11 protein-coding genes are annotated in these 16528 nt (G+C 47.7%); 1 reads left to right on the top strand and 10 read right to left on the bottom strand.

The window, feature by feature from the left end:
- Nucleotides 1–44: 44 nt before the first annotated feature.
- The 5 genes from B9Y93_RS11365 to B9Y93_RS11385 all read right to left on the bottom strand — a co-directional run bounded on the left by B9Y93_RS11365 (nucleotide 45) and on the right by B9Y93_RS11385 (nucleotide 4726).
- The gene (locus B9Y93_RS11365) at nucleotides 45–515 is read right to left on the bottom strand and encodes a coiled-coil domain-containing protein (RefSeq protein ID WP_085494514.1); all 471 of its coding nucleotides are present in this window, start codon (nucleotides 513–515) and stop codon (nucleotides 45–47) included.
- A gap of 471 nt (nucleotides 516–986) precedes the next feature.
- A complete protein-coding gene (locus B9Y93_RS11370) occupies nucleotides 987–2279 on the bottom strand; it encodes a globin-coupled sensor protein (RefSeq protein WP_176228904.1) in 1293 nt (430 codons plus the stop codon).
- A 223-nt stretch (nucleotides 2280–2502) separates the two neighbouring features.
- Complete coding sequence (locus B9Y93_RS11375; RefSeq protein WP_085494516.1) at nucleotides 2503–3123, bottom strand: CmcI family methyltransferase; 621 nt, start codon at nucleotides 3121–3123, stop codon at nucleotides 2503–2505.
- A gap of 152 nt (nucleotides 3124–3275) precedes the next feature.
- Nucleotides 3276–4037, bottom strand: coding sequence for an alpha/beta hydrolase (locus B9Y93_RS11380; protein ID WP_169027473.1), 762 nt, complete (start codon nucleotides 4035–4037; stop codon nucleotides 3276–3278).
- A gap of 95 nt (nucleotides 4038–4132) precedes the next feature.
- Nucleotides 4133–4726, bottom strand: a complete 594-nt coding sequence (locus B9Y93_RS11385) for a GNAT family N-acetyltransferase (RefSeq protein WP_085494518.1) — start codon at nucleotides 4724–4726, stop codon at nucleotides 4133–4135.
- A gap of 263 nt (nucleotides 4727–4989) precedes the next feature.
- Here B9Y93_RS11385 and B9Y93_RS11390 point away from each other — a divergent pair, with 263 nt between their 5' ends.
- Nucleotides 4990–7161 (top strand): glycosyl hydrolase family 18 protein, encoded by a 2172-nt coding sequence (locus B9Y93_RS11390; protein ID WP_244903375.1) that lies wholly within the window; start codon nucleotides 4990–4992, stop codon nucleotides 7159–7161.
- Nucleotides 7162–7296: 135 nt separating this feature from the next.
- On the opposite strand, the gene B9Y93_RS11395 is transcribed toward B9Y93_RS11390, so the two are convergent.
- From B9Y93_RS11395 to B9Y93_RS11415, 5 genes are all read right to left on the bottom strand, one after another.
- Nucleotides 7297–7923 carry a DsbA family oxidoreductase gene (locus B9Y93_RS11395; protein ID WP_085494520.1) on the bottom strand — a complete coding sequence of 209 codons (627 nt, stop codon included), beginning with the start codon at nucleotides 7921–7923 and terminating at the stop codon, nucleotides 7297–7299.
- 253 nt (nucleotides 7924–8176) lie between these two features.
- Nucleotides 8177–10924 (bottom strand): S-layer homology domain-containing protein, encoded by a 2748-nt coding sequence (locus B9Y93_RS11400; protein ID WP_244903379.1) that lies wholly within the window; start codon nucleotides 10922–10924, stop codon nucleotides 8177–8179.
- Between the two features lie 234 nt (nucleotides 10925–11158).
- Nucleotides 11159–12370, bottom strand: a complete 1212-nt coding sequence (locus B9Y93_RS11405) for a response regulator (RefSeq protein WP_085494522.1) — start codon at nucleotides 12368–12370, stop codon at nucleotides 11159–11161.
- Between the two features lies 1 nt (nucleotide 12371).
- Nucleotides 12372–15494: a hybrid sensor histidine kinase/response regulator gene (locus tag B9Y93_RS11410; RefSeq protein ID WP_176228906.1), complete on the bottom strand. Its 3123-nt coding sequence runs from the start codon at nucleotides 15492–15494 to the stop codon at nucleotides 12372–12374.
- Nucleotides 15495–15661: 167 nt separating this feature from the next.
- Nucleotides 15662–16522 (bottom strand): MBL fold metallo-hydrolase, encoded by an 861-nt coding sequence (locus tag B9Y93_RS11415; protein ID WP_085494524.1) that lies wholly within the window; start codon nucleotides 16520–16522, stop codon nucleotides 15662–15664.
- Nucleotides 16523–16528 lie beyond the last annotated feature (6 nt).

A 16528-nucleotide genomic window follows, 5' to 3' on the forward strand; every position in this document is an offset into this window, starting at 1 on the left:
AGCCTCTCACCCCCATAATCCTATTCATTGAAGCATCTCTTTGTCTATAGGCGCTTCCGCTGCCACACCAGTACTCTCATTACACGAGTTAAAATAAAGTACAGCACTAATAAGCCGATTGCGACCATGACCACTGTAACAATGCGCTTCGTCTGCTGCCGCTGCAGCTGATCCCTCTCTTCAAGCAGCATCAGCCTGTCCGCCATCTCCTTGTTATACTTCTGCAGCTCCGAATTCTGCTCAAGCAGCTGGTCATTCTGAGCCCTGAGCATATCCGTCTCCGTGCGGAATTTGTCCGTCATCTCGTTATATTTATCTTGTGTTTCCTGCAGCGAACGCTCCATTTGCTCATATTTGCCCTTTAGCTTATCGAATTCCGAAGGAATCTCCGACACACCCGTCACCCAATCCCAAAAGCCTGCCTGAACATGTGAAGGAGCACCAAGGCCCAAGACGAACATAAGCGGTATCAGCAGCAGCAGCTGAAGCGGTCTCATTCGTTGATTAGGCTTCATCCATCATCCTCCTCGGTCCCAACTTGTCTTCTATCTATCAAATCATCCGTGTATCGATTTTGTTGTAAAAGTTCTCATTTTGTCCTATCGTAACATGTTTTCCTTCTACAATACGATAATTGTCGATTATTGGTTGCATTTCTGCAAAATAATTAGCGCTGTCCGCAGCTGAACCATATCATATCCCTCACATGCGGAAGCCTCTATTGAAGCGATTCAGAGAGGAACCACTGGGTTTAGAGGTAGACGGCACGGCATCATGACTATTTTTGTCGCTAAATAGAAGGCTGGTTTCGTCTTTGGCAGAGCTGGCTTATTCACTTTATACGGACAAAAAAAGACCAAAGGGACACACCAAGCTTCATGCTTGGATGCTCTACCTTTGGTCTTTATGTTTATATTTATATGATCATGCATTCACTAATTGGAGCAGCCTTCTTCATGACTGGCTAGTCAATAGCCGTCACCAAGCTATTGCTTCCACTGCTCAAGCATGCCTTTAAGCGAATCGGCTTGAAGCCCCACATCATTAGAAGCAAGTCGAATATCCTCCAGCCATTGGGTAAGCTCCTCTACGTCCTGCATGAGCTCCTCACCCTGAAGCTGATTCTGTTCAATACGATGCTGAATGTGGCCAAAGAAATGATTCGCTTTTCCAGTCTCGCCCGTGCTGTCTACAATCTGTCCATTCACCTCGTGAATAATGGCGTGAATGCTGTCGATCTTTTCATTCGTCTTCTCGATAAGATTGTGAATAACCCCTGAGGAATTATTCGTTTGCTCCGCCATTCGCCGTACTTCCTTCGCAACGACAGCGAAGCCTTTGCCCATCTCCCCCGCATGAGCCGCCTCAATCGTTGCATTCAAGGCCAAGAGCTGCGTCTGCTCAGAGATTCCTTTTACAATCGTCATAATCTCTTGAATCTCTTGGGATATCGCGATCAGCTCTCCCATGCGCTTCATCGCCTCATTCATAGAAGACGCGATATGATCCATCTGGTCCTGCTGAGCATGCAGCATATGACTGCCATCTTGCGAGAGGTGAGCCACCTCCGTAAAGGATTCTCGGCTGCTGCGAACCTTGTTGAACATCTGATCGGATCGATTCAATAGTTCATTCAGAGCCCTCATCGTCTCCGAGGTGCTTATCGTGAGCTGCTTGCTTGCTTCGGATATCACATGCTGCACGCTTTGCTTCTGTTGATCTGCATCTGCGCGAATGCGGTCATTCTCTGCCTCATAGGCTTCGAGTACAAGCTGCTGCTCCAGATTCAATACCCGCTTCAAGGCATCCATGATCTGATGCACCTCTGATTCTGGCAGCTCCAAGCTGTGAACGAGCTTCGTAATAGACTGGCTTAGCAGCTCGAACGAAGCAATGTACCACTTCGTCGGCAAATCAATGCGGACATGGATATGCGCAACAATTCTACGTCGTTTAATATATTCTTCATCAAGTCGGCCTTCAAACATCTGGAGCAGATGGGGCCTTAACGTTTGCTTCAATCTCTCTGTATGACTGTGATGGGCAATAATCGCCTTCAAATCCGCCTGCTTTTCTACCATCTCATAAAAAAAGTCGATCGTCTTATTTATGCTCTCTTCCGCATAAGGCTTCAATCTTGCTAACACAGCAAGATCAAGTGGTGTCATTCCGATCATATCTAGCTGTTCTTGAATCGCATTCGAGACTTGAATATATCCTTCAGCGACTGTTACGCCGCTAAGCAAAGATACTTTTTTCTTGCGAATTCCTGCTAACACTGTCATTCCCCCCGGATGCGCTCTTCTATCACAGATGAGCGTGTACAACGTCTACTCGTTCCACTTCTATTATTGATCTATCGCGATCATAACACGGTTGAGCAAATATGGGTATATCTCCCATGTAAGATATTTCATTATATCGTCTAAATTCTTCTCTTTTTGTAGATAATTGTTCAATTTTTCGTACAATATGCTTATTTTTCTTCGATTTATTTATTTTTTACTCTTTTACTCGAAGCAAATAGCCATTTGGGTTAAATGTAAGATGAAACTTGTGCTTGGTTGGATCAATCTCAAACTTGTCATTCTCTCCTAAAAACTGATAAACAGCCTCCATCGGGCCTGGCAGCAGCTGCGGAGCCACCGGATGTCCAATAATCGTGTCTTCCACAATCAGATAGCTTCCTACCGAGACAAGCTGATGATAGAGCTTCATCTCCTGATAGACATGCTTCTTAGAATGATCCGAATCCAAGATGACAAGCACCTTCTCCTCTGGTGCAATGCTGCTTCTAACCCTAATAAAGGTCTCTTCCGAAGCTGAATTCCCAATAAGATAGGTGATTCGATCATGCTGAGGAGGCTTCCGATCCTGAATGTCCACACTTATGATTCTGCCATGCTTCAGCAAGTCACAGATGCTAGCCAGAAACAGCGTGCTTCCACCTTCATTCGTCCCGCACTCCACAATCACATCCGGCTTCAACTGGAATAGGATCTCCTGATACAAGATCATATCTAGCGGGCACTTCAACACGCGATGACCAAGCCAGTAGGTATCGCCCCACACCCCACTGTTATAATAGTGAAGATAGAAAGGCGTTATAAAGTCGTTATGCATAAAGGCAGCTCTCCCTTCTATGATAGGAACCACTCTGTACAGCAGCAAATTGATAGGGTCCCGTTCTTCATAGTAAATGCAAGAAGAGCTTTGCTTGCTTGGGAAAAATTCTGGATCAAGCGTTCATCATGCGAATGACAATACCTCTATTCCTAATCATGATAGAGCCACTCCAAAGCTTCAGGCAGTCGACGAATAAAAGCTGAGGGCCGATGCCTGCCATGCTCATCCCTCACAAGAATGATCTGATCATCAGGAACGCCCGATGCCTTTATTTGCTTGAAGGCAGCTTCTGTGAGACGGAGAAGCTCTTGGTCCTGATATGAAGAGGACCTGCTCTCTTGAAGTCCTATATCCATGTAAATGCGCATCTGGCTATCAAGCTGATGCCTATTCATATAATCCATGAATCCTTCAAACCAGATCGATGTCGATAAACAGCCGATTCTGCTGTAAATGCTCGGATGCGTGTACGCCGCATACAAGGAAATTAACGCACCTAGCGACGCACCTACCAAGGCGGTATGCTCCCTTTCAGGCTTGGTCCGATAATGGCTGTCCACGTAAGGCTTTATGAGCTTAGACAACTTCTCCAGATACCTGTCGCCTTGACCGCCAAATGCATGTCGGCTGTACCTGGATGCATGAGCTGGTACCGGCCAAGGAGAATAGTCATTTAGACGATGGCATGGCTCCACGCCTACCAGCATAAGCTCTGGCAGCTTGCATGAGCCCATCATCCTCTCCAATCGTGGAAGGACATCACTGCGATCGGGAGCAAATAGATCGCCTCCATCCTGGAAATAGACAACGGGATAGGTGTCAAGCGTCTTCTCATAGGAAGGAGGGAGATAGACCGTTAGACGACGGCCATCCACCTTTTCTTCTCGCAGCTGTCCTTTAAACTTGTTCACATGCTCCCCTCCCATTTCATCCAGCATCTTCTGCTTGAGTCTTCAGACCCAACATCTTCAAGCTCACCCAGCTGGTCGATCTCTTCGTTCTTCCTTTACGATTGCATGCTTATGTGATGTTTTCTCATTGAATGACAAGCTTGATAGCCTGCTTTCTTGCGGAAGAAGCGCTTTGCTTTACTATGATAGACTTCAAAGCCGAGTCGTTCATACAGTCGGATGGCCTCGTGATTCGTATCGAACACCTCAAGAATAAACTCCTTCTTGTGTACAGCGTGCAGGATATGATTGATTAGGGCTGTCGCTACCCCCTTGCCTCTTGCATCCTCTGCTGTCGTTAACGATTCAATATAGCACTGCTCCGCTGCCAGCGTCTGAGAACGATCCATCAGCATAAACATCACACTTCCACGCAGCCAGCCAAGCTCTCTGATCATGACCTTTCGATCATAAAGGTGAACACGCCCTTGCTGCGTCGCATAGCCAACAACACCGACAACCTCTTCATGATGCAGACATACGAGCACATGCTCTGGTGAAAAGGTGTCCATAAAAAGCCGGATAAGCTTGTCTCTATCTTTCGTCAGCGCTTTCAGATAAAGATAGAATCCATCGACAAAAACAATGGCCGCCTGCCGCTGTTGCGATTTACTTAAGTCTGCGAAGGTTTTAATGATATAGGAATTCATCTTAAGCCTCCTATTCTGTTATTTCATCCGCTCACACTCGAGACGTCTATGCTGGCTTCCTCGTCATGAATCTCGTTCACCTAGAATAATGGGTTACCTTATTCTACCTCAATTTAGTGATGGATTCCCGTGTTTTTTGGCTGATTGGATTGACTCCCAAGGATTCATTCAGTACTAAAATAATTTTTGCATCAATGCTTTCTAAAATCAAATTTTTTAAATATAAATGAAAGGGATTTAACTTCAATGAAGGAGGAATGATTGTGAAACAGTCTCATGCTTTAACTTTCCGATCCTATGCAAAAAGGGGGGGGTTGTTATGTATTGTGGTCAGCTTCATTGTATCGATGGGTTGGCCCCTAAGAGAAGCCAGCGCTCAGTCCGCAGCACCGCCCTACAAATCTGTCGGCTATTTCATTGAATGGGCTATCTATGATCAGGATTATCAAGTTGAGGATATCGATGGCAGTCAGCTGACTCACCTGAACTATGCCTTTGCGGATATTTGTTGGAACGGACGGCATGGCAATGCCTCCAATGCACCAGACAATCCGAATAAGCAAACTTGGCCCTGCAAAGACAGCGGCGTACCTACTCAGACAGGCAATGTACCTAATGGCGCTATTGTTCTAGGCGACCCTTGGGCCGATGTGAATCACGATGATGGCATCCCGCTTGAATGGGAGGATTGCTCCAAAGGATTGTGCGGCAACTTCTATAAGCTAAGGCAGCTCAAGGCACAGTATCCTCATCTTCAAACACTGCTGTCAATTGGAGGCTGGACATGGTCTAATCGCTTCTCCGATGTAGCGGCAGATCCTGCTGCTCGTCAGAACTTTGCCCAATCTGCAGTCCATGTCATTCGAACATACGGCTTCGACGGCATCGATATTGATTGGGAATATCCTGTTGAAGGGGGATTAACGGGCAATAGCGAGCGTCCTGAAGATAAGCAGAACTTCACCCTCTTGCTGCAGGCTGTCCGCACGAAGCTGAACCAAGCAGGCGCTGAGGATGGGCGCAGCTATCTGCTGACGATTGCTACAAGGGCTAATGAATCTTACCTGGAAACGACAGAGATTGTGCAGGTCGCCAGCCTCGTTGATTGGATGAATGTGATGACCTATGACTTTCACGGCGATTGGGAGAACAGCACAAACCATAATGCCCCGCTCGATCAGGACCCTCTAGCTCCAACAACGACTCCTGGTTTTTATACGGATTATGCCATTACTGCCTATAAACAGGCTGGAGTACCAAGCAGCAAGCTTGTACTGGGCATTCCTTTTTATGGCCGAGGCTGGAAAAATTGTGCGGCTGGTCCTAATCAAGACGGGCAGTATCAATCCTGTACACCAGATTGGAATGGCGATGTAGCAGCACGCGGCACATGGGATAATTATGAGACGGGCTCCACGGGCATGTTCGATTATGGCGACTTAACCGCCAATATGGTCAATAAAAATGGCTTCACAAGGTATTGGAACGATGCCGCCAAAGTTCCGTACCTGTACCAACCAAGCACCGGAACCTTTATTAGTTATGAAGACCTGCAATCCATCAGCTACAAGACGTCTTATATCAAAAACCAAGGGCTTGGCGGTGCGATGTATTGGGATATCAGCATGGACTGTCGAACAAGTCCGAAATATCAATGCAGTGGCGATACACTGCTCGGTCGCGTCGCGCAAGATCTGAATATAACCGCTCCGCCCGTTGATAAACTCCCTCCCACAACACCAGCCAACGTCGTCGTTAGCGATACGGCCAGCACATCCGCCAAGCTGACATGGACACCTTCACAGGATAATGTCGGTGTTGTCGGCTATGACGTGTATCTGGGGAATGCCCTCTACAATACGGCCAGCACTCATTCGATCACCTTAACAGGATTGACAGCCGACACAAACTACACAGCATCCGTAGTAGCAAGGGATGCTGCTGGCAACATCTCGACACCCAGCGCTCCTGTTACGTTCAACACCCTTCCAGCATCTGCCGACACCACTCCGCCGACGACACCCGCTAATCTCAGCTCAACTTCCCACACGGATACAACGATCTCGCTTAGCTGGAACGCATCTACTGATAATGTGGGTGTCACCAGCTATCCGATTTATGTTAACGGCGCCCTTTCTGCTTCTCCATCTGGATCAAGCACAACCTTTACCCTAACGGGGCTCACCAAGGAAACGGCCTATTCAATCCAGATTGCAGCAGCAGACGCAGCGGGCAATCAATCGCCTTTAAGCACAGCGATCCAAGTGACGACCGACGCCGCTCCTAGCGGGCCGCTTGCATGGGCGCTTAATACCGCATATTCGGTTGGCCAAGAGGTAAGCTATAACGGAGACGTCTATACCTGCCGTATTGCCCATACCTCACTTACTGGCTGGGAGCCTCCAGCAGTACCCGCTCTTTGGGTTAAGAAGTAGGACAATGAAGAATAACAACACTCCGCTGTGCTGCACAACAGAGCGAAAAGCATAAAAAGGAGTGGCGCGGAGCGATCTATCCAAGATCACCCGGCCACTCCTTATGATTAAAGAAGATATATATGGAGCGCAGATTTAAGACGTCTGTGAACCGACCTTTTCAAAAGCATTTAAGAAAGCTTCAACAGGCTGAGCCCCTGACAATGCATACTTATCGTTGATGATAAAGAAAGGCACCCCTTGAATGCCCACACGACGGGCAAATTCAAGATCCTCCTTAACAGCCTCAGTACCTTCGCCTGCTTCTAGGCGAGCGCGAGTATCTGCACGTTCCATGCCTGCCTGCTCGGCTACATCCAAGATAACATCCATGTCATACACATCAAGCGCCTTTGTAAAATAAGCCTCATACAAGCCATCGAGCACCGTCAGCTTCTGCTCCGCTGGTGCAAGCTTGATTAATTGATGGCTGCGCAGGGTGTTTGGCATATGATCCACGTGGTTGAAGTCAAAGTGCAAGCCGCATTGTGCTCCCGCTTCACATACACGATCCGTCATTTGCTTCACCATGCCGGGATTGCCGAATTTCTCGAAGTACTTAGCGAGCTTTACACCTTCAGCCGGCATATTCGGGTCCAATTGATAGGCGTGAATGTTAACCTCCACGGCTTCCCCGCTCCATTGCTCCATCGCTTGGAACAAATGCTGCTTGCCGATGCGGCACCACGGACATACGATATCAACGAATAGATCTATCTTCATCTTAAAAACAACCTCCTTGAATGACACCTGTTATTCAATGATGAAATCAGTATAGCACAAATACTTACTAAATGTAAGTATATTTTTAAAAGTTACTATTCAGAGGGATTCGAGCGATGCTCTCGTAAATACCTAATACTCCTATTCCATGTGCACACATACTTATAATGCCCGGCAAGGATACTCTATATATACCTGCCGGGCATTGCTTTCTTATGATGTATTCACCTTGTTGTCCATAATCCCTGCAGGGTTAAGGGATGAATCGTTCTCCTGCTTGAGGTGCGATCTGAGCTTTATGGGTACGTGAAGCTTCCTCAATGTCGCCAAATGCCCAGTAGCTTGTCGGCACATCCGTCCAAGTTGGCTCGGCAACCTCAAGCAGCGGTCCCCGCTTTATCAATCGATTGAGCATCTTCAAAATTTCAGCACGGCTAACATTCGCATTCGGGCGGAACGCTCCATTGTCATAGCCTTCCATTGCCCCAGCTTCGGCAAGAGCTGCGATCTCCTTCGCCGCCCAGTGCCCCTTCACATCCGGATAAGCGGCTTCTCCTGATGATGCAAGCTTCATCCAGCGAGCAGCTGTCACTGCAAACTCTGCTCTGCTTAGCGGACGATCAGGCTCAAAGTAATTCTTATCCATCCCTTTCATGATGCCTCTAGCCTTAAGTTCCTCAATCGCCTCGTAGGCCCAATGGTGGGAAGGCACATCCATAAAGCTTGCTTGTTGCTTCAAGGAAGCATGTCCCAAGTCCTCCTTGATCAATCGCCAGAGGACAGATGCCAGCTCAGCTCGTGTGATTCCTTTTTCAGGTCGAAATGTGCCGTCCTTGTAGCCTCTTATGTAGGATTCATGTTCGATCACGACAGGCTTTGGCTCTTCTTGATTAGGAAGCTCGAGGATTGGGCCAGGATATCCGCCGCTTTCCTTTTGCTTGCGAATGACTTCAAGTCGATACATCGTTTGCGTACTGCCATCCTGCGCAGTCACCATAAGAAGAATCATATTCTTCCCAACCTGAAGCGGGGCAATATAGCCGTTTGTTAAGGGTTGATACGTTGCTCCTGTAACAGTCAATGATGCTGACGGCGAATAGACAAGATCCGTCACGGACAGCTGCTCGATGCTATAATCCACCTGCATGCTGTATTCGGTGATCTCGCTTGAGAAATGAGGCTTAAGCCGACTTGGTGCAACCGCCATATGCAGCAGCTTGGCTTCATGGCTTGGAGCACTTCGAACGAGAATTGTGTATGCTTTTCTCGTGATGCCATCATGCGCAAGCACTTCCACCTTAATCGCATTCTGCCCAACCTTAACAGGGATAGGTGCCGAGGATGTTCCAGATTGTACCAACGCTCCATTTATGAACAACGTTGAACGGCTGTCGTAGACATCTGCTGTAACCGTCACATGGTATACATCATGACTCACCGAAGCCTCATATTCTGTGATCTCTCTAGCAAACACAGGGCTTAGCACACCCTCCGCTATCGACAATTGACGCAAATCCGCATTAACCTCGTCAACGACCTTCAAGGAAGCATTGCTGTGAACGCCATTAATGCCCTCTACCTTCACTTGGATATAATAATCCCCCCATTCAAGCTCTCCGGGAATAGACAACGGGACAGCTGCTTGATTAACAGCGATGACATCCTCACCTGTTACGGTCTGTGGCAAAGAAGATTTGTTTGCATCAAGCAATTCGACTTGCACCTTGGCCCCATCGGGAGCATTGGCCGTATTGATCTCGACCGTGACAATCTGAGGTATCCCCTTGCTTACTTGAGCTGGTAAAGGCGTAACTTTCGTTATGACAGGTATGTTTTGATCAATTATCGTAGTGACAGAAGCGCTGTTCTTGATTGCGCTGTCACTTTTGGATACGGCATTGAGCGTAATCGTGTCACTGCCTGCAGCTCCAGGGGGAATGACAACATCAACGGTCACATTTTTAATTGCCCCGTCTTTGGCAGCATCAATGATGGCGCCTTCTCGAATGCCCGTCTGATAGCCGTGGGCCGATACTGCCTGAACCTCGAACTGATCATCTACAGCTTGGAAGTTCTGCAGCTTGAACAAATAAGATACGGTACTGTCCGGCGCTGTCGTTTGTGAAGGAGGCGCGATAACTTGAAGCACGCCGGCCGGAGTCCATGTCTCCGTCGATTCAATCACCCAGGTTTCGTGAGGTGCTAGAGAAGCGCGATTCCACTGGAGATGGTAGCCTGCATCTGCATAATTCGCTTCCACCGTATTCGGCAAATTCCCTTGAGATGCTGCTTGAATGCCTACGCCATAATGACCGCCAAAGTATCGGTCCGCAGGCGAGGTATTCTTTCCTGCAAAGCCCATTACACCAAATTGATTCATATTGCTGTTGATGAGATAGACCATATTCAGCAGAGGGTCCCAGTAGCTTCTAGCGCTGTCTTCCCCGCCGAATAAGGTATCCCCTCCGTGAATCAGCCTTAGATTAGAATACGTCTTGTCAGACGATTTGTTGTGAATCGTCCACCGCTTCTCATAGTAACTCTCATTTCCAGAGTAGTTGATCGCCAGCTTCAGCTCCACATTACCCTGATCGAGCGCCCACGTCATTTCCAGCATCTCAGCATTCGGCTGTGACAGCGTGCCTTCGCCCAGCAGTTGATGCACGACTCCCTGCATATTCTCCCCTCCTGCTGTTGGGGTATAATACCGGGTGGTTGTATCACTTTCACTCAAAAACAGATTCGTTGCCATCGTAGAAAAATGCTGGCGCTGATATTGTGTTGTGCCGTGCACTTGCTGCCATAAATATGCCGTCACTTCTCCGTGACTGTTAAGCTCAACTGTTAATGGATCTTGCTTTCCATCTGTTAGCTTGCCGCCAATATAAGAAACACCTTGATTGGCTGACGCTTGAGGTGCGAAAGCAGACATGATCCATGTACTGCACAGCATAAAGATGATCATCCAGCGTCCGTATTTTCTGCTCTTATGTTTGCTCATTGTCAAAGTCACGTACCCCTTTATTGTTAAATAGAAATGCATCCCCCATGAATCTAGTGCTTGAGAACTATATTATTGCAGGGCACTGAAAAAACGCTGAAAACTCATTTTTTAATCCATCCCTTTATGACAAAAAGGCCGCTGCGAATTTCTCGCAGCAGCCTCTTATACCCCTCAACTAAACGCTGTAATCGTCGTTACATCCCTATCGTCAACCCTATTCTGATTCACTTTTTATTGTTCCAATATATCTTCCATTTGCTCATACCAGGCTTCAGGCAGCGGTTCTCCCCATTCCCGCTCGTACTGCTCGATATAGTCTAGAATGAATTGCTTCGCCCGCCCTTTCTCTTGTGCTTCCATATAGATCTCGGCAATGCGCAAAGCATAATGCTCATTCCATGGGTCAAGCGTCAGCAGTCGGCGGGCATTCGCTAATGCCATTCGGCCATCTCCATGCTTGCGGTAATAATCGATCTTATCCTCCATCAGCCATAGGAATCGATCCCTTAGCTCTTCTCGGTACGAGAGCATCCACATGCTGTCCAATCCTTCACACCAATCCCCTTGGTAGAGCAAGGTTTGTTCCTCGATGGCTTCAATTCCTGCTCGCTTGGACACTCCATGAACAAAGGCTTCACGGTCTTGCCAGACCTCTCTTAACTGCAGCCTGTACATACGATCACTGTATTTAATCTGAATGTACTCCTGAAGGTCCAGCTCCTGAACCGCACGTCGAATTTGATAAACACAGGTATGCACATAAGCTTTTCCCTTGCTAGGCTCTGAATGAGGGAATACGTCTTCTATCATTTGTTCCAGACTTACCTCGCCTTTGTACAGCAAATACGCAAACAGCTCCTTAACCTTTGCGGTATGCCACTTCATTTCACCATTTGCGCTCTGTATCCTCAATCTACCGAGGCAATAGATACGGGGATAAGGGTGCTCTTCTCCGACCTCCGGACTTAAATGCGGATCTCTACTCTTATCTAACCCCACTCCATCTTTCGACGAAGGAGGCACACAATGGTTATCCTCCTTGCTCTCTCCCTGTTCCCGATTAGCCAATCTAGTAAACGCATAACGCCGATGAATGCGACTCAGCGTCTGACTCAGCCGCTCCTGCTTCACTGGCTTCAGAATATAATCCACTGCGCTAAGCTCAAACGCCTGCAGGGCATATTGATGATAAGCCGTTACAAAGACAACCTCACTTCTTAGCGAGGCTTGCAGCAGGCGATTAGCGAACTCCAGTCCATGAATACCAGGCATTTGAATGTCCAGAAAGATAATATCCGGCTGATGCAATACCGCCCATTCCAATGCCTGCTCCGCGTGAGAAAACAACGTCACTTCTTCCACAAGCTCTTCTTGTTGAAGCAGATCTTTCATTCGATCCAATGCAGGCAGCTCGTCATCAACCACTAAGATCCGGTAGGTCATGTCACTTGTTCTCCTTTCCTGCACGTATAAACATGCTCACCTTTGTTCCTCCGCCATCTCTTCGCTCTATCTGAAGGGTAGTGCCGTATAAGCTTCTTAGACGGCGATTAATATTATCGAGGCCAATTCCTTTACGAGACCTGTCAGGCATGGCATATGCAGCAGTGCTGTTTAGATGATGAAGATGCTCAAGTGAAATGCCGACACCATCATCTGCCACCATGATTTCTATCCAGTCCTTGGAACGCCGCGAAGAAATCATGACCGTACCGCCTTCCACCTTCTCCATTAAGCCATGACGAACGGCATTCTCTACAATTGGCTGCAGGAGCAGCGCAGGAATATCGAACTCCTTAGCTTCAAGATCATACTTGACCTGAAGCCGTTCGCCAAAGCGTGCTCGCTCTAGCGACAAATACGCTTCAATTAACTGCAATTCATCTGAAAATGGAACTTCGGCATCATGATTGTCGAAGTCAAAGCTGCCTCTCAAGAAATCACTTAGATGATACAAAAGCTTCCTTGTTTCCTCAGGGTCCCGCTTGCTCATCCACAATATTGTATTGATGGCATTGAACAAAAAGTGCGGCTTGATCTGCGCTCTCAGCATATCACGCTCCGAGTGGACAAGCTTTGCTGCTGTTGCCTTCAACTCTACCAATGTGCGAACCCTTCCTCTTAGGTCTGTCCAGTCATAAGGCTTGTGAATAAAATCATTCGCCCCAGACTCAAAGCCGAGCTTGTTTAATTGAAAGTTGGCGCCTGCTGTAGCCATCAGGACCGGCAGCTCCAAGGAATGATAGGATTGGCGGATCAAGCGGCACAGCTCAAAGCCTGACATCTTCGGCATCATCACGTCCATAATGCACAAATTATAAGGATTGCCATGCTTCAGCAGCTCAAGCGCCGCCTCTCCTGAAGTCACCGCATCACAGGTATAGCCATCTAGCGTCAGCAGGTTCTTGAGCGCCTTCAAGCCGGGGTAACTGTCATCAACAAGCAGTACATGGCCTTGATAGGCTGCAGCTGTGCGAGAGGTTGCAGCTTCTTCATCGAGGCGCTCTCTTTCCTTGCCAGCCGCAATATCTCTAACCATTAGAGTCTCCATTGTGCTGTTCATGAGAGCTGCCTCTTCTTGGTTAGAGCGACTCGCTGCTGGCAAGGTGAAGGTAAAGGTGCTTCCAGCACCAAGCACGGAACGAACCCTCATATCTCCGCCTTGCCTTTCAACCAGCTGCTTGGCTATTGGCAAACCAATTCCGATTCCTGAGGTGTCTGTATAAGACGAACGCTCCACCTGCTTGTATTCCGTAAAGATGGAATTCCATTGATCTTCTGCAATCCCTACTCCCGTATCGATCACACTTACCGCCTCGTAGCCTTCCCTATGCTCACACACGATGTGAATCGACCCAGCTTCTGTATGTTTTAGCGCATTGTCCAATAAATTGTACAGAATCTGTGAGAGCCGATTCTCATCTCCAACCACAAAGTGCTCATCAGCCCTTACTTCATTCATAATCTGCAGCTCTTGCTTCATATTCAAATGCCGGAAGATATCGACGATGACAGATACGACAGGGTAAATATCGATCGCCTTTGGATAGAGGCGTATGCGTTCATTCTTCAGCTGTTCAGCATCCAATATATCCTTGACTAGATGACTCAGCCGATGAGCAGTGCTGTTGACTAACTTGAGATCGGACTCTTGTGCTGCATTTAATCGGCCCCCTGCCCCCTCAATCATCGACTGACTTATATTCATAATGGCATTCAGCGGCGTCTTAAGCTCATGTGACGTTCGAACAAGGAACTGCTCCTGCTCTTTCATTTTGTTCATTAATTGCTGAGACAGCTGCTTAATCTGTTCATAGGCATTCGAGAAGCGGCTGGAGAAAAATAAGCCTTGCGCCAACACGAACACCAAAATGCCAATCGGCGGTATATTATTGTAATAGCCGATCCAGCCTGCTTTGGCCACCATCATGACAATCACCTGCATGGCCGCCAGCACACTGATGAGGATGTAGAATGAACCCTCCATGCCAGCCTGAACGGCCCGCAAGGAGATGAGGATTATATAAGCGAGGCCAAATAGATTAACAAGCAATAAGGCATACATGAACTGAGTATAGAAGGCCGTCGGTACAATGATAAGAAACAGGGCAATGCCTGCCGTATAATAACTTAATGCCCGTACAAGCCAAGCAGAAGCATAAGGCTTCAATTGGGTGTAGATATGAATGAGAAAGAAATAGCTGACCCCCATGCTGGACAGCATCTGAATCTTCACAAAGACCTCATTGGGAAGATGGGGAAGCCACTCCATGAGCAGCTTCTCGCCATGACTGGCAAAATAAACAACACCGAACAGGCAGAATAGTGGAAAATAGATCGGTGAACGGCCATCTCTGCGATGAATATGCTCTCCAAAGAAATATAAGCCCATGAACAGCAAGCAGGAAATCAATATGATATCAAAGAAGCCCTGTCTCTTTTCATAATGATGAATCGACTCGGGGGAACCGATATAGATGGCCTCAGAAATTCCTCGGTTCGCATTAAAATCAAAATTGGATACTTGGAGAAGCAGCTCGACTTCGTCCGATGCAGCCGAAAAATATACCGTGTAGGGCTGGTTATAGGACTCGGCTTCTTTGAAAGTTGCTCCGACCTTTCCTCTTTGTCCCACAAGCTTCCCATCAACAAACACCTGACTGGCCGTTTTGACATTAACCAAGCGAATCGCATAGTTTGAGACTTTTTCAGGCAGCTTCAGCTTAAGCTTATATGTGGCATATTGGACCTTATTATGAAAAAGAGGCCAATTGCTAGTGTTCCATCTGTGAGGCACATCGACATACGTGCTCCCGATGGATGCATTAGGCTCTGCTCTTTCCGTGTATAGGAATTGATTCGGATAGAACTGCCAACGCCCCTCCAGTGCAATCGGCTCCTTTTTATCAAAGGAACAGCGAGACAAATCAACTCCTCCCTGCTGCCCGATCGCGCAAGGCGGCGGGCAGGAATCCAGAAGAGGCAGGCCATACAGCAGCAATAGCAATGCTGCCCATAAGCAGATGGCTAGAAGCGGCCGTCGATATTGTTTTAGTATCGATAACATTGCGTTCATCCTTCAGTACATGATATGGAGTACAGGAATATATTACCGAACGAATGCCTGCAATCACAAGTGAGGAAATAATGGACATGCAAAGAAGCGATGACAGCATGGTCATGCTCCCTTCCGGAAACATTACGATGCCATCATCGCTAACAAGGACAACACTCTTATAATTTGATCTCCATGCCTTCTCGTGCCAATCGGAAACCACGCTCTATTACAAGCTTCACAAACGGATCATCAGGATCAAGCACGGGATTCGAATGATTAAAGTGAGTAAAGTAAATGTCGGTCTCGCTCGTGAGACGCTGCAATCGATCCATCGTCTCTGTCATCACAGGATGTGGAATCTCTTTGTAGTTGCGCCCCATTCGTTCAATCTCTTCTATAGAATGGAAGGTCCCATCTAATAAACAAACATCCGCTTTCTTCGCCATGTCATAAATATCACGGTCCCAATCATGCCAGCGATCAATATCAGGGATGTACAGCAGCTTGCGCGATGGACCTTCAATCCAGAACCCAAACGTCTCAGAGAATTCGTTGCGATGCGGAACCTCCACTGGCATGATGCGGACCTGCTCTGGCAGCTCTAGTTCCTGCTCATTCTCCGCTAGCTGCGGCTTGATATTGCCCAGTTCGACCAACTGCTTCCATGGAGCATGATTCTCAAGCATATGCTTCATCTTGGTGCCGCAGAAGACGGGAGTCCCCTTCGCGCCGATCGCTTCTTTGCCCAAGTACATGAGCCCTGGGTAGTGACCGATGTGTGCATGAGTGAGCCAGATGCTATCCATCAGCTTGCCGATCCGCTCATACTTGAGTTGAACCATCGCCAGCTGTTCTCTGAAGTCAGGCGTGGCATCAATAAGATGCCACTGATTAGCTGTAACAACAGCCAAGGAAGCAGCAAATCGGCGCCGCTCAGGCTGCTCCATCGCAGCCTTGCAATGATCGCAGAAGCAATTGGGATGAGGAACGCCTGCATCCTGCGCTGTTCCGATGATGCTAACGATAACGTTGTCCATGATGAT

The sequence above is a fragment of the Paenibacillus aquistagni genome (assembly GCF_900177815.1).
GTDB lineage: Bacteria > Bacillota > Bacilli > Paenibacillales > Paenibacillaceae > Paenibacillus_B > Paenibacillus_B aquistagni.

What these genes read in the sequence shown, in the direction of transcription:
- B9Y93_RS11365 (WP_085494514.1), bottom strand. Translation starts at nt 515, where the DNA reads ATGAAGCCTAATCAACGAATGAGACCGCTTCAGCTGCTGCTGCTGATA.
- B9Y93_RS11375 (WP_085494516.1), bottom strand. Translation starts at nt 3,123, where the DNA reads ATGCATAACGACTTTATAACGCCTTTCTATCTTCACTATTATAACAGT.
- B9Y93_RS11385 (WP_085494518.1), bottom strand. Translation starts at nt 4,726, where the DNA reads ATGAATTCCTATATCATTAAAACCTTCGCAGACTTAAGTAAATCGCAA.
- B9Y93_RS11395 (WP_085494520.1), bottom strand. Translation starts at nt 7,923, where the DNA reads ATGAAGATAGATCTATTCGTTGATATCGTATGTCCGTGGTGCCGCATC.
- B9Y93_RS11400 (WP_244903379.1), bottom strand. Translation starts at nt 10,924, where the DNA reads ATGAGCAAACATAAGAGCAGAAAATACGGACGCTGGATGATCATCTTT.
- B9Y93_RS11405 (WP_085494522.1), bottom strand. Translation starts at nt 12,370, where the DNA reads ATGACCTACCGGATCTTAGTGGTTGATGACGAGCTGCCTGCATTGGAT.
- B9Y93_RS11410 (WP_176228906.1), bottom strand. Translation starts at nt 15,494, where the DNA reads ATGTTATCGATACTAAAACAATATCGACGGCCGCTTCTAGCCATCTGC.
- B9Y93_RS11415 (WP_085494524.1), bottom strand. Translation starts at nt 16,522, where the DNA reads ATGGACAACGTTATCGTTAGCATCATCGGAACAGCGCAGGATGCAGGC.